General features: G+C 65.8%; 13 protein-coding genes. 4 read left to right on the forward strand and 9 right to left on the reverse strand.

The features are described 5' to 3' along the window. Both JNK68_05055 and malQ read left to right on the forward strand, forming a co-directional pair. The gene (locus tag JNK68_05055) at window positions 1–348 is read left to right on the forward strand and encodes a Na+/H+ antiporter subunit G (protein MBL8539722.1); all 348 of its coding nucleotides are present in this window, start codon (window positions 1–3) and stop codon (window positions 346–348) included. Next, a complete protein-coding gene (gene malQ, locus JNK68_05060; GenBank protein MBL8539723.1) occupies window positions 345–2,537 on the forward strand; it encodes a 4-alpha-glucanotransferase in 2,193 nt (730 codons plus the stop codon). The genes JNK68_05055 and malQ overlap by 4 nt, the downstream gene beginning before the upstream one ends. 40 nt (window positions 2,538–2,577) lie before the next feature. Here malQ and JNK68_05065 read toward each other — a convergent pair whose 3' ends face one another. From JNK68_05065 to JNK68_05100, 8 genes are all read right to left on the reverse strand, one after another. Next, on the reverse strand, window positions 2,578–3,723 hold the full coding sequence (locus tag JNK68_05065) for a glutamate--cysteine ligase (protein MBL8539724.1): 1,146 nt from the start codon (window positions 3,721–3,723) through the stop codon (window positions 2,578–2,580). Next, window positions 3,704–4,936: a cation:proton antiporter gene (locus JNK68_05070; GenBank protein MBL8539725.1), complete on the reverse strand. Its 1,233-nt coding sequence runs from the start codon at window positions 4,934–4,936 to the stop codon at window positions 3,704–3,706. The genes JNK68_05065 and JNK68_05070 overlap by 20 nt, the downstream gene beginning before the upstream one ends. Before the next feature lie 256 nt (window positions 4,937–5,192). Beyond that, window positions 5,193–5,339 (reverse strand): hypothetical protein, encoded by a 147-nt coding sequence (locus tag JNK68_05075; GenBank protein MBL8539726.1) that lies wholly within the window; start codon window positions 5,337–5,339, stop codon window positions 5,193–5,195. A gap of 113 nt (window positions 5,340–5,452) precedes the next feature. Further along, the gene (locus tag JNK68_05080) at window positions 5,453–6,400 is read right to left on the reverse strand and encodes a D-2-hydroxyacid dehydrogenase (GenBank protein MBL8539727.1); all 948 of its coding nucleotides are present in this window, start codon (window positions 6,398–6,400) and stop codon (window positions 5,453–5,455) included. Between the two features lie 340 nt (window positions 6,401–6,740). After that, on the reverse strand, window positions 6,741–7,805 hold the full coding sequence (gene pbpG / locus JNK68_05085; GenBank protein MBL8539728.1) for a D-alanyl-D-alanine endopeptidase: 1,065 nt from the start codon (window positions 7,803–7,805) through the stop codon (window positions 6,741–6,743). A 220-nt stretch (window positions 7,806–8,025) separates the two neighbouring features. Then, entirely contained in the window at window positions 8,026–11,139 is a 3,114-nt protein-coding gene (locus JNK68_05090; GenBank protein MBL8539729.1) for an efflux RND transporter permease subunit, read from the reverse strand. A gap of 3 nt (window positions 11,140–11,142) precedes the next feature. Next, window positions 11,143–12,312 carry an efflux RND transporter periplasmic adaptor subunit gene (locus JNK68_05095; protein ID MBL8539730.1) on the reverse strand — a complete coding sequence of 390 codons (1,170 nt, stop codon included), beginning with the start codon at window positions 12,310–12,312 and terminating at the stop codon, window positions 11,143–11,145. Beyond that, on the reverse strand, window positions 12,309–13,637 hold the full coding sequence (locus tag JNK68_05100; protein ID MBL8539731.1) for a TolC family protein: 1,329 nt from the start codon (window positions 13,635–13,637) through the stop codon (window positions 12,309–12,311). The genes JNK68_05095 and JNK68_05100 overlap by 4 nt, the downstream gene beginning before the upstream one ends. A 98-nt stretch (window positions 13,638–13,735) precedes the next feature. Between JNK68_05100 and JNK68_05105 the strand changes: the two genes are divergently transcribed. Both JNK68_05105 and JNK68_05110 read left to right on the forward strand, forming a co-directional pair. Then, window positions 13,736–14,404, forward strand: a complete 669-nt coding sequence (locus JNK68_05105) for a response regulator transcription factor (GenBank protein ID MBL8539732.1) — start codon at window positions 13,736–13,738, stop codon at window positions 14,402–14,404. A gap of 16 nt (window positions 14,405–14,420) precedes the next feature. Then, a complete protein-coding gene (locus JNK68_05110) occupies window positions 14,421–15,794 on the forward strand; it encodes a sensor histidine kinase N-terminal domain-containing protein (protein ID MBL8539733.1) in 1,374 nt (457 codons plus the stop codon). On the opposite strand, the gene JNK68_05115 is transcribed toward JNK68_05110, so the two are convergent. Then, window positions 15,763–16,565, reverse strand: an 803-nt coding sequence (locus JNK68_05115; protein MBL8539734.1) for an ATP-binding cassette domain-containing protein, incomplete at its 5' end; no start/stop codon positions are given. The two genes, JNK68_05110 and JNK68_05115, sit on opposite strands and share 32 nt — an antisense overlap.

Below are 16,565 nucleotides of genomic sequence, written 5' to 3' on the forward strand. Positions count from 1 at the left end.
GTGATGGAGTTCCTCGTATCCTGCCTGCTGTTGGTCGGCGGAGCGTTCACGCTGATCGGAAGCATCGGTCTCGTGCGCTTTCCGGACTTCTACTCGCGGTTGCACGGGCCGTCGAAAGCGACAACGCTCGGCGTCGGTGCCATACTCATTGCATCCCTCATCTACTTCAATGCTCACGGCGAGTTCGGGCTGAAGGAACTGCTCATCACCTTCTTCGTGTTCCTCACCGCCCCGGTCAGTGCTCATCTCCTCTGCAAGGCAGCGCTCAAGCTTCGGTTAAAATCGACGCCGCCACCGCCAACGTCCGGCGCCCTGGCACCTTCACAGGAAGACACTTCGCTCCCATGACCGAATCCGAAGCGCTCGCGCGGCTCGCCGCCTGCTACGGCATCCTGCCCGCCTATTTCGACGTGGCGGGGCACGAGCACCACGCCTCCGACACCACCCGGCGCGGCCTGCTCGCCGCCATGGGTGTGGCAGCTGAAGGCGATGCCGCCATTCGCGAATCGCTGCGTGCCTGGACTGCACGACAATGGCAACGCGTGCTGCCGCCTGCCGTGGTGCTGCGTGATCGAGGCGAACCGCTGCAGTTGTTTCTGCGGCTCCCGGCGCGCCTCTTCGATTCCGAGATCACCTGGCGCATCGTCATGGAGGAGGGCGCGCAACACGAAGGGCAAGCGATCGCGCGTGAACTGCGCCTCATCGAACACGTGGACGACGAAAGCGGCGTCTTCGAGATACGCGCCCTGGTGCTGCCGTCGCTGGCCCATGGCTATCATCGTGTCGCACTCCTCTCGGGCACCGCTGCCATCGGGGACGCGATGCTGATCGTGGCGCCGTCGACCTGCTATTGCCCGCCGGCCCTCGATGGCAACCGCCGCATCTGGGGTCCGACGGTACAGCTTTATGCCGTGCGCTCGCGCCGCAACTGGGGCATCGGTGACTTCACGGACCTCGCCAGCCTGGTTGAAGAGTTTGGCCAGCGAGGCGCCGGCATCATCGGCGTGAATCCGCTGCATGCGCTTTTCTCCGACAATCCTGCGCACGCCAGCCCTTACAGCCCGTCGAGTCGCCGGTTCCTCAATGCGCTGTACATCGATCCCGAGATCATTCCCGATTTCTCGGACTGCGAAGAAGCGAAGCGCCGCGTGTCCAGCCCGGCGTTCCAGCGCCGTCTGGCCGCACTGCGCTCGGTGAACTACGTTGACTATCCGGGCGTTGCCGCAGCCAAGCGCGAAGTTCTGGAGCTGCTGTATGAAAGCTTCCAGATCCGCCATCTTGCGCCTGGCAGCAAGCGCGGTCAGGCCTTCCGCGCGTACCAGAAGACGGGCGGACGGGCGCTACGGCTGCACGCGCTCTACGAAGTGCTGCAGGAGCACTTCCGCAGCACGGACTCGTCGATTTCCGGCTGGCCGCAATGGCCGGAAGCCTATCGCAATCCGGGAAGCCGAGCGGTGGCGCGCTTCGCAGGTGATCATCTGGAGCGCACCGAATTCTACGAATACCTGCAATGGAATGCCGCGCTGCAGTTCGAAGCCGCAGCGCGCCAGGCGCATGCCGTGGGAATGGGGATCGGGGTCTACGCCGACCTTGCCGTCTCGGTGGCACCCGACGGGGCAGAAGTGTGGGGGGGCCAGGACATCTATGCGCTCGGGGTATCGGTCGGTTGCCCGCCGGACCCGCTCGGCCCTACCGGCCAGGACTGGGGACTGCCTCCGCTCGTTCCGCACCGGCTTGCCGAGGCGGCGTACGAGCCGTTCGTTCAGCTGCTGCGGGCGAACATGGGGCAGCCAGGTGCCTTGCGCCTCGATCACGTGATGGGGTTGCGGCGACTGTTCTGGATTCCGCGCGGCGGCAAGGCTGCTGATGGCGCATACCTCGGCTATCCGTTCGAGGACCTGCTGGGAATCCTGGCCCTGGAAAGTCACCGCAACCGCTGCCTCGTCATCGGCGAGGACCTGGGCACGGTACCCGACGAGGTGCGCCATGCGATGGCGCGCGAACGCATTCTGTCGTACAAGGTGCTGATCTTCGAACGCGAGCACGGGGGCGATTTCAAGGCGCCGCAACGCTATGACGCACAGGCTCTGGTCGCGGCCACGACTCATGACCTGCCGACGCTGGCAGGTTTCTGGACGGCGCGCGACGTCACCCTGCGCGACGAGCTGGGTCTTTTCGCGAACGCCGGACAACGCGACGGCGAACTCTGGAACCGCAACCAGGACCGCCATCGCCTGCTCGCCGCTCTAGGGCGCGAAGGACTCGCACCGGAGGGTGTGAACCCGGAGGCGGCCGGGACGATGCCTGCGGGTCTGCCACAGGCCGTCCATGCCTATCTTTCGCGCACGCCGTGCAAGGTGCTCGTGGTGCAGGTGGAGGACATACAGGGCGTGGATACTCCGGTCAACATTCCGGGCACCTCGGAGCAGTATCCGAACTGGCGGCGGCGGCTGCCGACCGACCTCGAAGACATGCCGGGTAGCGAACCCTTCGAATCGATCACCCGCACGCTGCGGGAGGCGTACCGCCCTCAGTAACGCCTGTCCGAACGCGCGTCTCCAAGCCCTGCGCGGAAACTCAGACGGCCACCGGTGCTCCGGTGGCGGCGTGCTGCATCCATGCGTCGCTTTGCGCATGCGCGACGTCGGTCAGCGATCCGCTCGCCGAGAAGACGCGGCGCAGCCACGTGCTGTCATTGCTTCCCTCGAGCACGATGTCCCGCAACTGCAGGAGGGCGCGAGCCGTGCCGAGATCGGCAGCGTCCGGCATGAGCGAGCGCAGGGTTTCGACGATGTCGACTTTCAACGGGCGCTGCGTGCGGTCGGCGGCGTCGATCACCGCGGCCTCGAAACCGAAGCGGCAGGCAAGAAAGCGGTTGTAGCCGTACACCCGATACAGATCCACCGATGGTTGCACCGATCGCTCGCGCAGAAGATGGCTCGAGAGCGTCTGCGCATACGCTGCGAGCAATGCCGCCCGTTCGACCGTCAGCGGCGTATCGCACACACGGATCTCGATGGTGCCGTACTCCGGCTTGGGACGGATATCCCAGTAGAAGTCCTTCATGCTCTCGACGATGCCGAACCCCTGCATATCCTCGAAGTAGGTGTTGAACTCGCTCCAGGTCTCGACCAGAGGCATGTAGCCGCTCAACGGAAACGCGTTCACGACGTTGAGGCGCGACGACGCGAAGAGCGTATCCGCCCCCTGGTAAAAGGGCGACGAGGCAGCGAGCGCGATGAAGTGCGGGATGTAGCGCGACAGGCCATGCACCAGGTACATGGCGGCGTCGCCGTCCGGACAGCCGACGTGGATATGCTGACCAAATACCGTGAACTGCTTGGCGAGATAGCCGTACAGCTCGTGCAGGTGCTGATAGCGCGGGCGATCGAAGATGCGCTGGTCACTCCACTGCTGGAACGGATGCGCGCCGCCGCCGGCGATGCAGAGATTGAGGCGTTCCGCGGCCTGCCGCAGCACGTCACGAAGCGACAGGAGTTCTTCGAGCAGCGTGGTGTGCGTGCGGTGGATGCCGGTGCTGATCTCCACCATGCTCTCGGTGATCTCCGGCTTGACGTCTCCGCGATGCGGCATCTTGCCGACGAGCGCGAGCAGATCCGGCGCACCGCGTGTGAGATTGAAGTCGCGGCGATTGAGGATCTGCAGCTCGAGCTCGACGCCGAGGGTAAGCGGATCGGAGCGCTTAAACTGCAGGGCTGCCATAGCGCATCTCCGGGACATGTTCGGTTTCCCCGGCGCGTCGCAATGCATACTGCGCAGCAAGCGGACCGATCAGCTCCAGAATCACGGCCGCTGCCAGCACCACCGCGGAGAGTTTGGCCCCGAACTCCGGGTAGAGCTTGCCGGGACCCTGGGCAAGCATCAGCGCCAGCCCGGACATCGGGACCAGCGCCAGACTGAGAAGCCCGGCAGAACCCGGCCGCAGCCGCGACAACGGCGCGAAGAGCATCACGCCCGCAGACTTGCCGACGAATCGCGCCAGCACGTACATCGTGGCGACGAGGCCACCGGCGGCGAGCTGGTCCGGACGCAGTCCCGCGCCGAGGACGACAAACAGGACGACGTAGAAGATCTGCCCGGCATAGCCCGCGTTGATCGGCATCAGCCAGCGGCTGCGATCGAGGTTGCGTGCGATGATGCCGAATGTCAGCAACGTGACCAGCACCGAAAGCTTGAGCAGGTCCGAAAGCCCGACCGCGAGCACGAGCAGCGCGACGTGCATGGCGAACTGCAACTCCTCGCGCTTGCCCAGGATGCGCCCACCGAGAATCGCAAGCTGTGCGGCGCCGTAGCCGAGCAGCAGCGATCCCAGCAGCACGTAGGAAGGCTGTACGAGTGCGACGACAGCGCCCGCTTGGTACTCAATGTGCACGAACGCTGTCAGCAGCGTCACGGTGGTGAATGCGAGCACGCCATTGAGCGCCGTGAGGCACAGGGCGCGCTCCGTCACCTGGCCCTCCGCCTTCATCTCCTTCGCGACCAGAAGCACCACCGCCGGCGAGGTCGCCATGCCGATCGCCGCCGCGAAGGCAGCGAACAGGGGCGGGATGCCGAACCAGTGCAACACGGCGTACATACACGCGAAGGAGAGGCCGGACTCTGCCAGTCCCGCCACTGCCAGCCAGGGGTCGCGACGCAGCCAGCGCAGGTCGAGGCGCTGCCCGAGTTCGAACAGGACCAGCCCGATCGCGAAGTCCACGATGTCACCCGCCGCGTCGATGCTCCCGGGAGCGAGCCAGTCGAGGCCGAACGGACCGAGCAGCAGGCCGATGGCAACGTAACCTGTAATGCGCGGTAACGCGAGCGCGCGCCGGGAAATCTCGCCGCCGATCAACCCGGCAAGCAAAACCAACCCGAACGAAACGAGCGGACTTGCGACGGGCTCCAGAGCGGGCAGAAAATCTTGCAGTGCCATGCTCCGCCTCCGTGCGATAAGAGCCGCCGGCAAGGCGGAGCCGGGGACTCAGACGTGACTGATTCGCGCGCACCCCGGCGGGGCGAACCCGGGTGAAAGACGTGTTCGATTCGTACCTGGAGGATCGCTACGCAAATCCGCACCCCCCGCTACCCTCTATGCCAGTGTACCACCGGTAGATGGCACCACCAACGCGCAGATCAGCCTTCGCCGTGGCGCCACCGTCACTGCAACGCGCGCACCTCGCCGCCAGACTCTAGTCGCTCTCGGCGGAGTCGGCGGCTGGCGGGTCCCCCGCCTTGCGCTCCTTCTTCTCGAGCTTTTTCTTCAGCTTCTCTTCCTTTTTCTTCTTCTTGGCGAGATCCTTCTGCCGCTTTTCGTACTGGTAGTTGGGCTGTGCCAAGTTCTCTTCCCATCGACTTGAACCAGGACGATGTTACGGCTTCTTCACACAAAACCCAAGCCGTCTGTCCAGTCCGTTTACAGAAGCCGTTGTTTCTCCATACCTGGCGTGCGTCAGGTCACCAGATGCTGCGGCGTGCCCTTACGCCAGAGCTCGATGTTGTCAATCAGCTGATCGGCGAGAAACTGCATCGCACCATCGGATGCCCAGGCAACATGGGGCGTAAGGATGAAGTTCGGCAGGCGAAGATCGAGCAGAGGGTTCCCATCCTTGGGCGGCTCCTTCACCAGCACGTCGAAGCCGGCCCCCGCGATCCAGCCCTCCTTGAGCGCGCGCACGAGCGCGTCTTCCTGCACCAGTCCGCCGCGTGCAGTGTTGATCAGCAGCGCGGTGCGCTTCATCATTTTGAGTTCCTTCTCCCCGATCATGCCACGGCTCTCGGCAGTCATGGGACAGTGCAGGGTGACGATGTCGCTCTCCCGGAGCACCGTGTCCATCGGCGTGAACTCCACGTCGGGCGCCTTCGGCGGCGCATGGTCGGCGAAGAGGACTTTCATCCCGAAGCCGCGTGCGATCTTCGCCGTGCCCTGGCCGATCGCGCCTTCGCCGACGATGCCGATGGTCGCGTCACAGAGGTCACCGATCGGATAGTCGAAGAAGCAGAACTGATCGACCTCGCGCCAGCGCCCGCTCTCGACGGCCGCCCGGTACGCGAGCAGATTCCGGCGCAACGCAAGCACCATCGCGAAGACGTGCTCGGGAACGGTATGCACGGCGTAGTTCCGGATGTTGGCTACCGCCACCCCATTGGCCTTGCAGAACTGGACATCGATGATGTCGTACCCGGTCGCCGCTACGGCGATCATCTTGAGGTCAGGCAGGCGGCCGAGGAGTTCTCCACGTAACGGGACCTTGTTGGTGATGGCAACCGTTGCACCTTGCAGTCGCGCGAACACATCGTCCGGCGCGGTCGTCTCGTACTCCTCCCAGATGTGATCGAAGGCGGGGCGGCGGACGTTCGCCCGCAAAGTCGAGCGATCCAGAAAGACGACTTTATGCATTGTTGTCTCCAGGTTTTGTGGGGCCGCGATGAGGGCACCCGGGCGCCGTGCAGAGCCGCATCGGGAACGCGACGAGCGAGTATAAGCCCCGCCCCGATACCCTTGCCAGCCGGTCACACGCGCCGTGAAAGTCCGGCGCTCTGGTGGCTGCGAGCGCTCGTCTTGCAGGCGCTCGTGTGGACGGGAGTGGACTTGCGCAGAAAAGAGGAAACCGTCGGAACCCTGGCGAAGCCAAGGTCCAGGGCGTCACCGCATCGGCTTGCAGGAGCGGTAGAGGAAGACCTAGGAGAGGCGCGCGACGGCGAAAACTCCCATCGCACGCAAACTTGCTTCAGACGACTTACGTGATCCGACGGCGCGGCGCGTAGCGGACCTCGATCCAGCGCTTGATGCGATTTGCATCCGCGATCCGCGTGTAACGGCCAACCGCATCGAGCAGCACGATGATGTAGGGCTTCGCCGCGATCGTCGCCTGCATCACGAGGCAGCGTCCCGCCTCGGAGATGTATCCGGTCTTCTGCAGGCCGATGTCCCACTCGCCACTGCGGACGAGGCCGTTGGTGTTGTGAAAGAGCCGTTCCCGCCCTTCCGCGATCTCGACTTCGTACGACTCGGTGGTCGAAAACTCGCGGATGAGTTGATAGCGATAGCTCGTGCGGACGATCTGACCGAGATCACGAGCGGTCGACACGTTGCTGCTGCTCAACCCGGTAGGTTCGACGTAGTACGTATTGCGCGTGCCGATCGCTCGCGCCTTGCGGTTCATCGCGAGGACGAAAGTCGAGGTGCCGCCAGGATACGACCGACCGAGCGCCGCGGCTGCACTGTTCTCGGAAGCCATCAGCGCCAGTCGCAGCAGTTCGCGCCGTGTGAGGACGGCGCCGACGGGCAGGCGCGAGCGCGTCCCCTTCATGGCGTCGAGATCGTCCTCGGTGATCGCGATCGGTTCGTCGAGGGGAAGCTCGGCATCAAGCACCACCATCGCCGTCATCAGCTTGGTGATGGAAGCGATCGGCATGACCGAGCCGGGGTTCTTCTCGTACACCGACTGACCCTGCTCCAGATCGATGACCAGCGCTGCCGCGCTGCGCACGCTGAGATTCTCCGGGTCCTCGTCTTCAAAGACGGTCACGCGGCGCGCGCGGGGGGAGGCTTTCGTCGCGTACTTTACGTCCTTCGCAGCCAAAGCCGGACGGACGTTGCGCGCAGACGCAACCGAACCATTCTTCTTGCTCTGCCCGACGGCAAGAGCGCTCTTGTCCCCGGGTGCACCTCTGACAACGACCCCGGCGCTTGCCGGTTTGATCGTCGCGCGAACGCGCTTCTTGGTCTCCGGGGTCGCCGCATTGGCGCCTTGAACGAGGAGGAAGGCAATCAGAAATGAAACAACGCGGACCCAAGACATGTTATGCGCCTCATGCACCACTTATGAGAGCCAGAGTTCTTTTTTCCCACACCCGAGGAGCCCGGGAATCGGGTAGTCCTTGGCGCGAAACATAGCAAAATTCAGATGGTAAGGAAAGATTCTTGAAGTTCTTGTCAGGATAATCGCGGGACGCATGGACGCTTTAGCAAGAAGCCGGCCCGGAGTCTGACAAGCGGCGGGTGAACAGTATGCCGCCGCTTCAGGCAGGGACGGGGCGATCCTGACCGGCGAGTTCCCTGCCCTCCTCCGTGAACAGGGGAAACAGTAACGGCAGGAGGACGAGCGTGAACAGCGTCGCCGACACCATGCCGCCGACGATCACCACCGCGAAGGGTCTCTGCGTCTCGGAGCCGATCCCCTGCGAAAGCGCCGCGGGCAGGAGACCGAGACCTGCCATCAACGCAGTCATGAGGATCGGTCGCAGGCGCAGGCGAGCGCCTTCCATCACCGCCACGGAAAGACTCTTCCCCTGCTCGATGATCCCCATGAACTCCTCAACCATGATCACGCCGTTCTGCACCGAGATCCCGGCCACGGCGATGAAGCCGACTGCCGCCGAGATCGACAGATGCAGGTCGGCCAGTGCGAGTCCGGCAAGCCCGCCGATCAGCACGAACGGCACCATCAGCAGGACCAGAAGTGCCTTGCGCATGGAGCGGAAGGCTGAGAAGAGAAGCACGAAAATGCCGAGCACGGACAGCGGAACGATGATCTTGAGGCGTTGCAGCGCGCGCTGCTGATTCTCGAACTGCCCGCCCCAGGTCATCGTGTAGCCCGGTGGAAGCTTGACGCGGGCCTTCACCTTCGCCATCGCTTCGGCAACAAAGCTGCCCTGGTCGCGTCCCAGCAGGTTCGCCTTGATGGCGACGTTGCGCGTTCCCTGCTCACGGCTCACGCGCGCCGCCCCCTGGCGCACCGAGACGGTCGCAACGGCATCCAGCGGGATCGTCTCTCCGTTCGGCAGCGCCACCGGAAGCGAGGGAATATCGTCCACAGCGTCCCGAAACGGCTTGTCCAGGCGGAGGGTGACGTCGAACCGTCGATCTCCCTCATAGAAGACATTGACCGCCGTGCCCGCCAGGGCGGTCTGGATCGTCTGCGCGATGTCGCTCACCGTCATCCCGTAGCGCGCCAGCCGCGGGCGATCGATGACGATGTCCACCTCGGTCTGCCCCCCGACCTTGATGGCGGCCACGTCGGTCGCCCCGCGGATGCCACGAAGCACGCTCGCCACCTGTTCTGATTTGTCTTCCAGCAGATCGAGATCGGGTCCGGAGATCTTCACCGAGATCTCGCCTTTCACGCCCGACAGTGCTTCTTCGACGTTGTCCTGGATCACCTGCGAGAAGTTGGTGGGCAGACCCGGTATCACCTTGAGCTTGGACGTCATGTCGGCGATCAGCGCCTCCTTCGAATGGAAGCGCCAGGTCTCGTGCGGCTTGAGGTCCGCCAGGATCTCGATGTTGTTCGGCCCCTTCGGGTCGGTGCCATCATCCGGGCGGCCGACCTGCGGTATGACGTTGTTGACCTCCGGATACTCGTTCAGGACATCGCGTACGAAGCGCGCCACTTCCTCTGTCTTGTCGATGGACGTCGAAGGCGCCAGCGTGATGGTGAGCCAGATATTGCCCTCGTCCAGCTTGGGCAGGAACTCGCTGCCGAGTCGTGGCGCCAGTCCGACCGCCACTGCCAGCGTGAGCACCGACAGCAGCACGACGATGCGGCGATGCTTCTGCGACCACTGCAGCAGCGTCATGTAGCGCTCAGTGACCAGGTCCATCCAGCGCGAGTGCTTCTCGGTGAGATCCCCGTGCCGCAGCGCATAACTCAGGAGAGCCGGCACCAGCGTGAGCGTGAGGAGGATCGCCCCGAGCAGCGCGAAGCTCAGCGTATACGCCATGGGGGCGAAGATCTTTCCTTCCACACGCTGGAACGTGAAGATCGGCAGGAAGGCCAAGATGATGATGAGCTTCGAGAAGATGATGGGATGGCCCATCACGAAGGCGGTGTTGCGCAGCGTCTGGATGCGCCAGGCGTACGTCTGATGGCGGTCGGTGCCATCCATGGCGCCGATGGTAAGCCGCACCATCAGTGCTTCCACCAGCACCACCGCGCTGTCAACGATGATCCCGAAGTCCACCGCACCGAGCGAGATCAGGTTGGCCGACACGCCCAGCGCATCCATGAGAATGAACGCGAACAGCAGCGAGAGCGGGATCACCACCGCCACCGACAGCGCCGCCTGCCAGCGACGCAGGAAGATAAGCAGGATTGCCACCACTAGCAGCGCACCGAGTGCGAGGTTCTCGGTCACGGTATGAATGGTGTGCGCTACCAGTTGGGTACGGTCGTAGTACACAACGAGCTTCATGCCCGCGGGCAGTCGCGGCTTCAGGCGCTCCATCTCACGCTTGACGTCCTCCACCACCTGCACCGCGTTGCGCCCCTTCACCATCTGCACAATGCCCTGCACGACATCGTTTTTTTCGTTGAAGAGGACGACACCCGAGCGCGGGCGCGCACCGATGATCACTTCACCGAGATCGCCGGCGACGATGGGTCGACCTTCCCGCGTGGCGACGACCACCTGCGCGATGTCGTCGAGATTCTGGAAAATGCCGACGCCGCGGATCACCATCGCCTCGTCGCCACGCCGCAGCAGACCGCCGCCCGCGTTCGCGCTGTTCTGCGCCAGGGCGCGCGCCACCTGATCGATGGTGACGTTGTGCTTGCGCAGCCGGTAGGGATCGATGCGCAGTTGGTATTCCTTCACCACGCCACCGAAGCTCACCACGTCGGCCACGTTCGGCACACGGCGCAGCGCCGGGCGGATCACCCAGTCCTGCACGGCGCGCACCTCTGCCAGCGGCATGCCCTCGGGCGGCTCGATCACATAGCGCAGGACCTCGCCGACCGCGTTCGTGAGCGGCCCGAGGCTCGGCTGCACGCCGGGCGGCAGCGTCACATTCTGCAGCTTCTCCATGACCTGCTGACGCGCGAAGTAGTCGTCCGTGCGATCGGCGAAAGTCAGCGTCACCACGGAGAGCCCGGTCATCGACACCGACCGCAGCTGGGTCATGCGCGGCACGCCGCTCATCTCGCGCTCGATCGGAAGCGTCACCGCACGCTCGACCTCTTCCGGCGCCTGACCGGAAAACTGGGTCACGACGAGCACCTGCACGTCCTGCACGTCAGGGAACGCTTCGACCGGCAGCTTTTCCCAGGCGTACAGGCCGCCCACCGCGATCACCACGGAGGCAACGATGACGAAGACGCGCTGCTGCAGTGCGAAGGTGATGAGCCGTTCGAGCATCGACTACTCTCCGCTCACCAGTTCCGAGTTGAGCATCATGGCGCCGCTCGTGACCACGCGCTCGCCGGGCTGCAGCCCCTGCTCCACGAAACTCTGGTCGCGTCCGCGCACGGCAAGCGTCACCGGACGCTGCTCCAGCACGCCGGGTTCCTTTTCGACGAAGACGAAAGTGAAGAGACCCTCCGTCGCCAGCGCGGCGTTCGGCACACGTACCAGTTCGCGACCATGCGGGATGAGCGGTGTGGCGCGGACGAACATCTCCGGCTTCAGCATGCGCTTCGGATTCTCAACGCTGGCCCGCACCGGCACACGCCGCGTGTCCGGATCGAGCACATCGCCGACGTGATCGATCGATCCAACGAAGCGCTCGCCGTAGCGCTCCGCCGGGAAGGCGTCGACATCGACGGACACCGATTGGCCGCGTTCGATGCGCGGAATGAGGCGCTCGGGCACGTCCACGATGACCCAGAGGTGTGTCGGATCACTGATCACGAAAAGGGGATCGGGCAGATCCGGGCGCACCTCGCTGCCGGGATTGGCATGGCGCTCGGTCACGATGCCGGAGATGGGCGCGCGCAGCACGAAGCGGTCACCGCTGCTTGCACGACCAAGGTTCAGGATGTTCAGCCGCTCGCGCGCGCGTCTCATCTCCGCCTCGGATTGCTTGAGATCCGATTGCGCTGCTTCGAGCTCCCGGCGCGGCGCGACTTCGCCTTCGACCAACGTGCGCGTGCGCTCGAAGGCTGCTCGCTTCTGCGCCACGTCGGCTTCAGCGCGCCGCGCGTCGGCCTGGGCGGCGACAAAATCCGGCGCGTCGATCTCGGCCAGCGGGTCGCCGGCCTTCACCGTGTCGCCAGCCTGCTTGAGCAGCCTGGTCACGCGGCCGGCAATCGGTGAGCTCACGCGGGCGGTGCGATTCTCGTCGTAGGCGACACGCCCGCCCAATGGCTCGGTCACGGGCTCGGGGTAGCTCGCCACCGGCTGGATGTGCAGGAACGAGAGCTGCGGCGCGCCGGGCGAATAGCGCAGGACGGTCGGACCGAGCTGGGCGGGCGCCGCGGCCTGCGGCTTGTCCCGCGGCACTTCGCGGGTAACGAACTGATACACGGCGACCACGCCTGCAGTCGCCAGCGCGATGGGCAGGAGCACGGCGAGGGTGCGGCGGATGTTCATTGCGGAGTTTCCACGGGAGCGCGCTCGGCCGCGCCGGATGCGTCGGGCGATTCACCCACCGAGGCAAGCCACGCGGCGAGAGCCCGCGCATAGTCGGCCCTGGCGCCGACCGCCTCGATGCGGGAAGCGTACAGGGTGCGGCGTGCATCGAGCAGTTCCAGAACGCCCGACGCGCCCTTCTCGTAGGCGAGTTCTGCACCTTTCGCCGCGCGCTCTGCTTCCTTGAGCAGGAGCTCGTCGTAGCGTCGTGCGCGTTCGGCGGCTGCATCGAGATCGGCGCGGGAGCGCTCGATATCCCCGAGCGCGAGCGCACGCACGCGCCCCAGATCCTCCTGTGCCGCCGTGTATTCGACCTCAGCGCGCGCGATCTCACCCTCGAAGTAGTAGTTGACGAAAAGCGGCACCGACACGGTGAAACCGACCGTGTTGTTCTTCGTGTCCTCGCGGTAGTTTTCGTACTGCACCCCGAGATCCACGTTGCGTGTGCGCAAGGCCCGGGCGAGGCCGACCCGCTTCTCCGCGGCCTTGAGCCGCGCGACGGCTGCCTGCACGTCGGCACGGTGCTCGAGAACCGACTCGGGATCCGACTCCGGCGGCAACGTCGGTGCCGGCCAGCCGTCGTCGGCAACGATGCGGCGCGCCTGCGCCTCGGCGCCGATCAGGTACGCCAGCGCGGTCTGCGCCTTGGCGAGATCGGCGCGGGCGAGGCGCGCCTCGTTCTCGGCACGCAACGCATCGACACGGATGCGCGAGACATCGCTCGCAGCAACGTCCCCCGCCTTCAGTCGCAGTTCCACCGCCGACATCGTACGGCGGAAAAGCAGCGCGGAATCCTCTGCGATGCGCGCGCGCATCTGCGCGAAGAGCAGCGCATAGTACGCGTCGGCGAGCACCACCTGCTGCAGGCGCAGGGTATCGGCGAGATCGCTGCGCGAGGCGTCGACGCCGAACTGCGCCGCCTCGGTGCGCAGTTCCCGCTTGTTCCCGCGTTCGAAGGTCTGCGACAGCGAGACGATGGTATCGGGATAGCGTGTGGCCGAAACACCGTTCACCGTCGTGTTGCGCGGCCCGAGGCCGCTTACGTTGACGGCTGCGACGGGATTCGGCCGTGCCGCGGCGGACAGCGTGTCGGCCTCCGCGCCCTCCACATTGCGGCGCGCCGCCTGCAGCTCCCGGTTGCGCTCGACGAACATGTCGGCGGCCTGTCGCAGCGTGAGCCGCGCGAGGTCCGGATATAATCCGGCAGCAGCAGGAAGCGTCTCGGCGCCGAAGGCCGACACGCTGCAAGCCGCCAGAAGAATGAGCGCGAAGCGTCTGGTCCACATGATGATCCGCTCCCGGCACGCGATGTCAGGCTCCCACCGGCGCGCCGAGCGCCGCGCACTGTAGCAGTCGACCCTTACGGCAAACTTACGTCGAGCGCATGCGGATACTAGTCGTCGAGGATGACCCGGTGCTCGGCGACGGCATTCAGCGCTCGCTGGCCGGGGCGGGCTACGCCATCGATCGAGTGGATTCCGGGACGACGGCCGACGCCGCGCTCGCCGTGCAGGATTACGATCTCGTGATTCTCGATCTCGGTCTGCCGGGGATGGACGGCCTCGAAGTGCTACGGCGGCTGCGGCATCGCGGCGGCCGTGCGCCGGTCCTTATACTCACCGCTCGCGACGCCGTCGGCGACCGGGTGACGGGGCTCGACCGCGGCGCCGACGACTATCTCGTCAAGCCCTTCGATCTCGCCGAGCTCGAAGCGCGCGCACGGGCGCTGCTGCGCCGCAGCCAGTTCGGCGCCAAGACCGAGATCGGCTTCGGCCCCCTGATCTTCGACAGCGTCGGCCGGCGTGCCTCGGTGAACGGACAGGCGCTGGAACTCTCCGCGCGCGAGATCGGCGTGCTGGAGGTTCTGCTCGCCCGCTGCGGTCGCGTGGTAGCGAAGGAGCATCTGGCCGAACGCCTGTCGCGCTGGGGAGAAGAGATCGGCGCCAACGCCGTCGAGGTGTACGTGCATCGGCTGCGCCGCAAGCTCGAACCCTCCGGCGTGGTGATTCGCACCATTCGCGGCCTGGGATACCTGATTGACAAGCCCCGCTGAGCCGCGCGCCAGGTCCTTGCGCGGCACTCTGCTTACCTGGGTGCTGGTGCCGCTGGGCGCACTCTTCGCGGCGGATGCCCTCTTCTCCTATGGCCTCGCCTTCCGCTTCGCCGACCTGGCCTACGACCGCGCGCTGGCGAGCCAGGTGCTCGCCCTGGCCGGGCGTCTGCGCATCGCCGACGGCCGCGTCCACGTCGACCTGCCGGAGGCGGCGCTGCAGTTCTTCGAGGCCGACGAGCACGACCAGGTCTACTTTCGCGTGAGCGACGGCCGCGGCGATCTCGTCTTCGGCCATCGCGAGTTGCCCGCCACACCGGGCGAGCCGGCGCAGACCGGCAAACCGCGGTTCTACGACGCGCGCTTCTTCAGCGAGCCGATACGCGTGGCGGCCGTCGCCGTCGTGCTGCCCGGGGCGGGGGCAAGCCATTACGCGACCGTCGCGGTGGGCGAGACCCTGGTCAAGCGCCGCCTGCTGGCGCGCGAGATCCTGATCGGCATGCTGCTGCCGCAGGTGCTGCTGCTCGTCCTCGCCGCCATCCTCGTCGCGCTCGGCGTCGCACGCGGGCTGCGGCCGCTGGAAGCGCTGGTCGATGCCATCCAGCGGCGCTCGCACCGCGACTTGAGCGCGCTCGACGCGAAAACGGCGCCGCGCGAGGTGCGGCCGATGGTGGGCGCGATCAACGGGCTGTTGCAGCGGCTCGCCGCAACGCTCGCTGCGCAGCGGCGCTTCGTCGCCGATGCCGCGCATCAGCTGCGCACGCCACTCGCCGGTCTCAAGACGCAGACCGAGCTCGCGCTGCGCGAGCGCGATCCGGCGGCGCTCGCGCGCTCTCTCGTGCACATCCACTCCGCCACGGAAGGCAGCGCGCATCTCATCAATCAACTGCTCGCGCTCGCCCGCGCCGAGCCTGGCGCCGACCGCGCCGAGCGCTTCGAGTGCGTGGATCTCCGGCAGCTTGCGCGCGAGACGACGGCCGACTGGGTGGCGGCCGCGCTGCGCAAGAACATCGATCTCGGCTTCGAAGCCGCGGCAGAGGCGGTGGCAGTCACCGGCGACGCCGTGCTGCTGCGCGAGCTGCTTTCGAACCTGATCGACAACGCCGTGCGCTACACGCCGGCAGACGGACGCGTGACGGTACGCGTCGCGCGTGCGGCTAGCGACGCCATCCTGGAAGTGGAAGACAACGGACCGGGCGTCACCGAGAGCGAGCGCAGCCGCGTGTTCGAACGCTTCTATCGCGTGCTGGGGACGGGGCAGGAAGGTTGCGGGCTGGGACTCGCGATCGTGCGCGAGATCGTCGAGCGGCACGGCGGCGCAGTGACCCTCGGCGACGGCGCCGAAGGTCGCGGAACGCTCGTCACGGTGCGTCTTCCAGCGAAGGCTGGCTGATGACCGCGGCTCTCGCCGATGCAGTGGTGCCGCTCTCCTCGACATCGCGCTCGTACTGCTGCAGCGCCCACATGCTCGCGTACACCCCTGCCATTGCCAGCAGATCGCGATGCGTGCCGCGCTCGACGATGCGGCCGTGATCCATGACGAGAATCTCGTCGGCATCCATCACGGTCGACAGCCGATGCGCGATCACCAGCGTGGTGCGCCCGGTCGCGACGCGCGCGAGCTCCGTCTGGATCGCCTGTTCCGAGCGCGAGTCGAGCGCGGAGGTGGCCTCGTCGAAGATCATGATGCAGGGGTTCTTGAGCAGTGCGCGCGCGATCGCCACCCGCTGCTTCTCGCCGCCCGAGAGCTTGAGGCCGCGCTCTCCGACGCGCGACTCGTACCTGTCCGGCAGACCTTCGATGAAGTCGTGGATGTGCGCCGCACGCGCCGCCTCGAACACTTCCTCGCGCGACGCGTTCGGGCGCCCGTAGAGGATGTTGTAGTAGATCGTGTCGTTGAAGAGCACCGTGTCCTGCGGGACGATGCCGATCGCCGCACGCAGGCTCGACTGTCTCAGCTCGCGCAGGTCGCGCCCGTTGACGGTGATGCGTCCGCCATTCACGTCGTAGAAGCGAAACAGCAGGCGCGCGAGCGTGGACTTGCCGGAACCCGAGTGGCCGACCACCGCCACCTTCCTGCCGGCCGGAATCTCGAAGCTCACGTCGTGGAGGATGGTGCGCTTCGACTCATAGCCGAAATGCACGTGCTCGAAACGGACCGTCG

The sequence above is a fragment of the Betaproteobacteria bacterium genome, assembly GCA_016791345.1.
Classification (GTDB): domain Bacteria; phylum Pseudomonadota; class Gammaproteobacteria; order Burkholderiales; family JAEUMW01; genus JAEUMW01.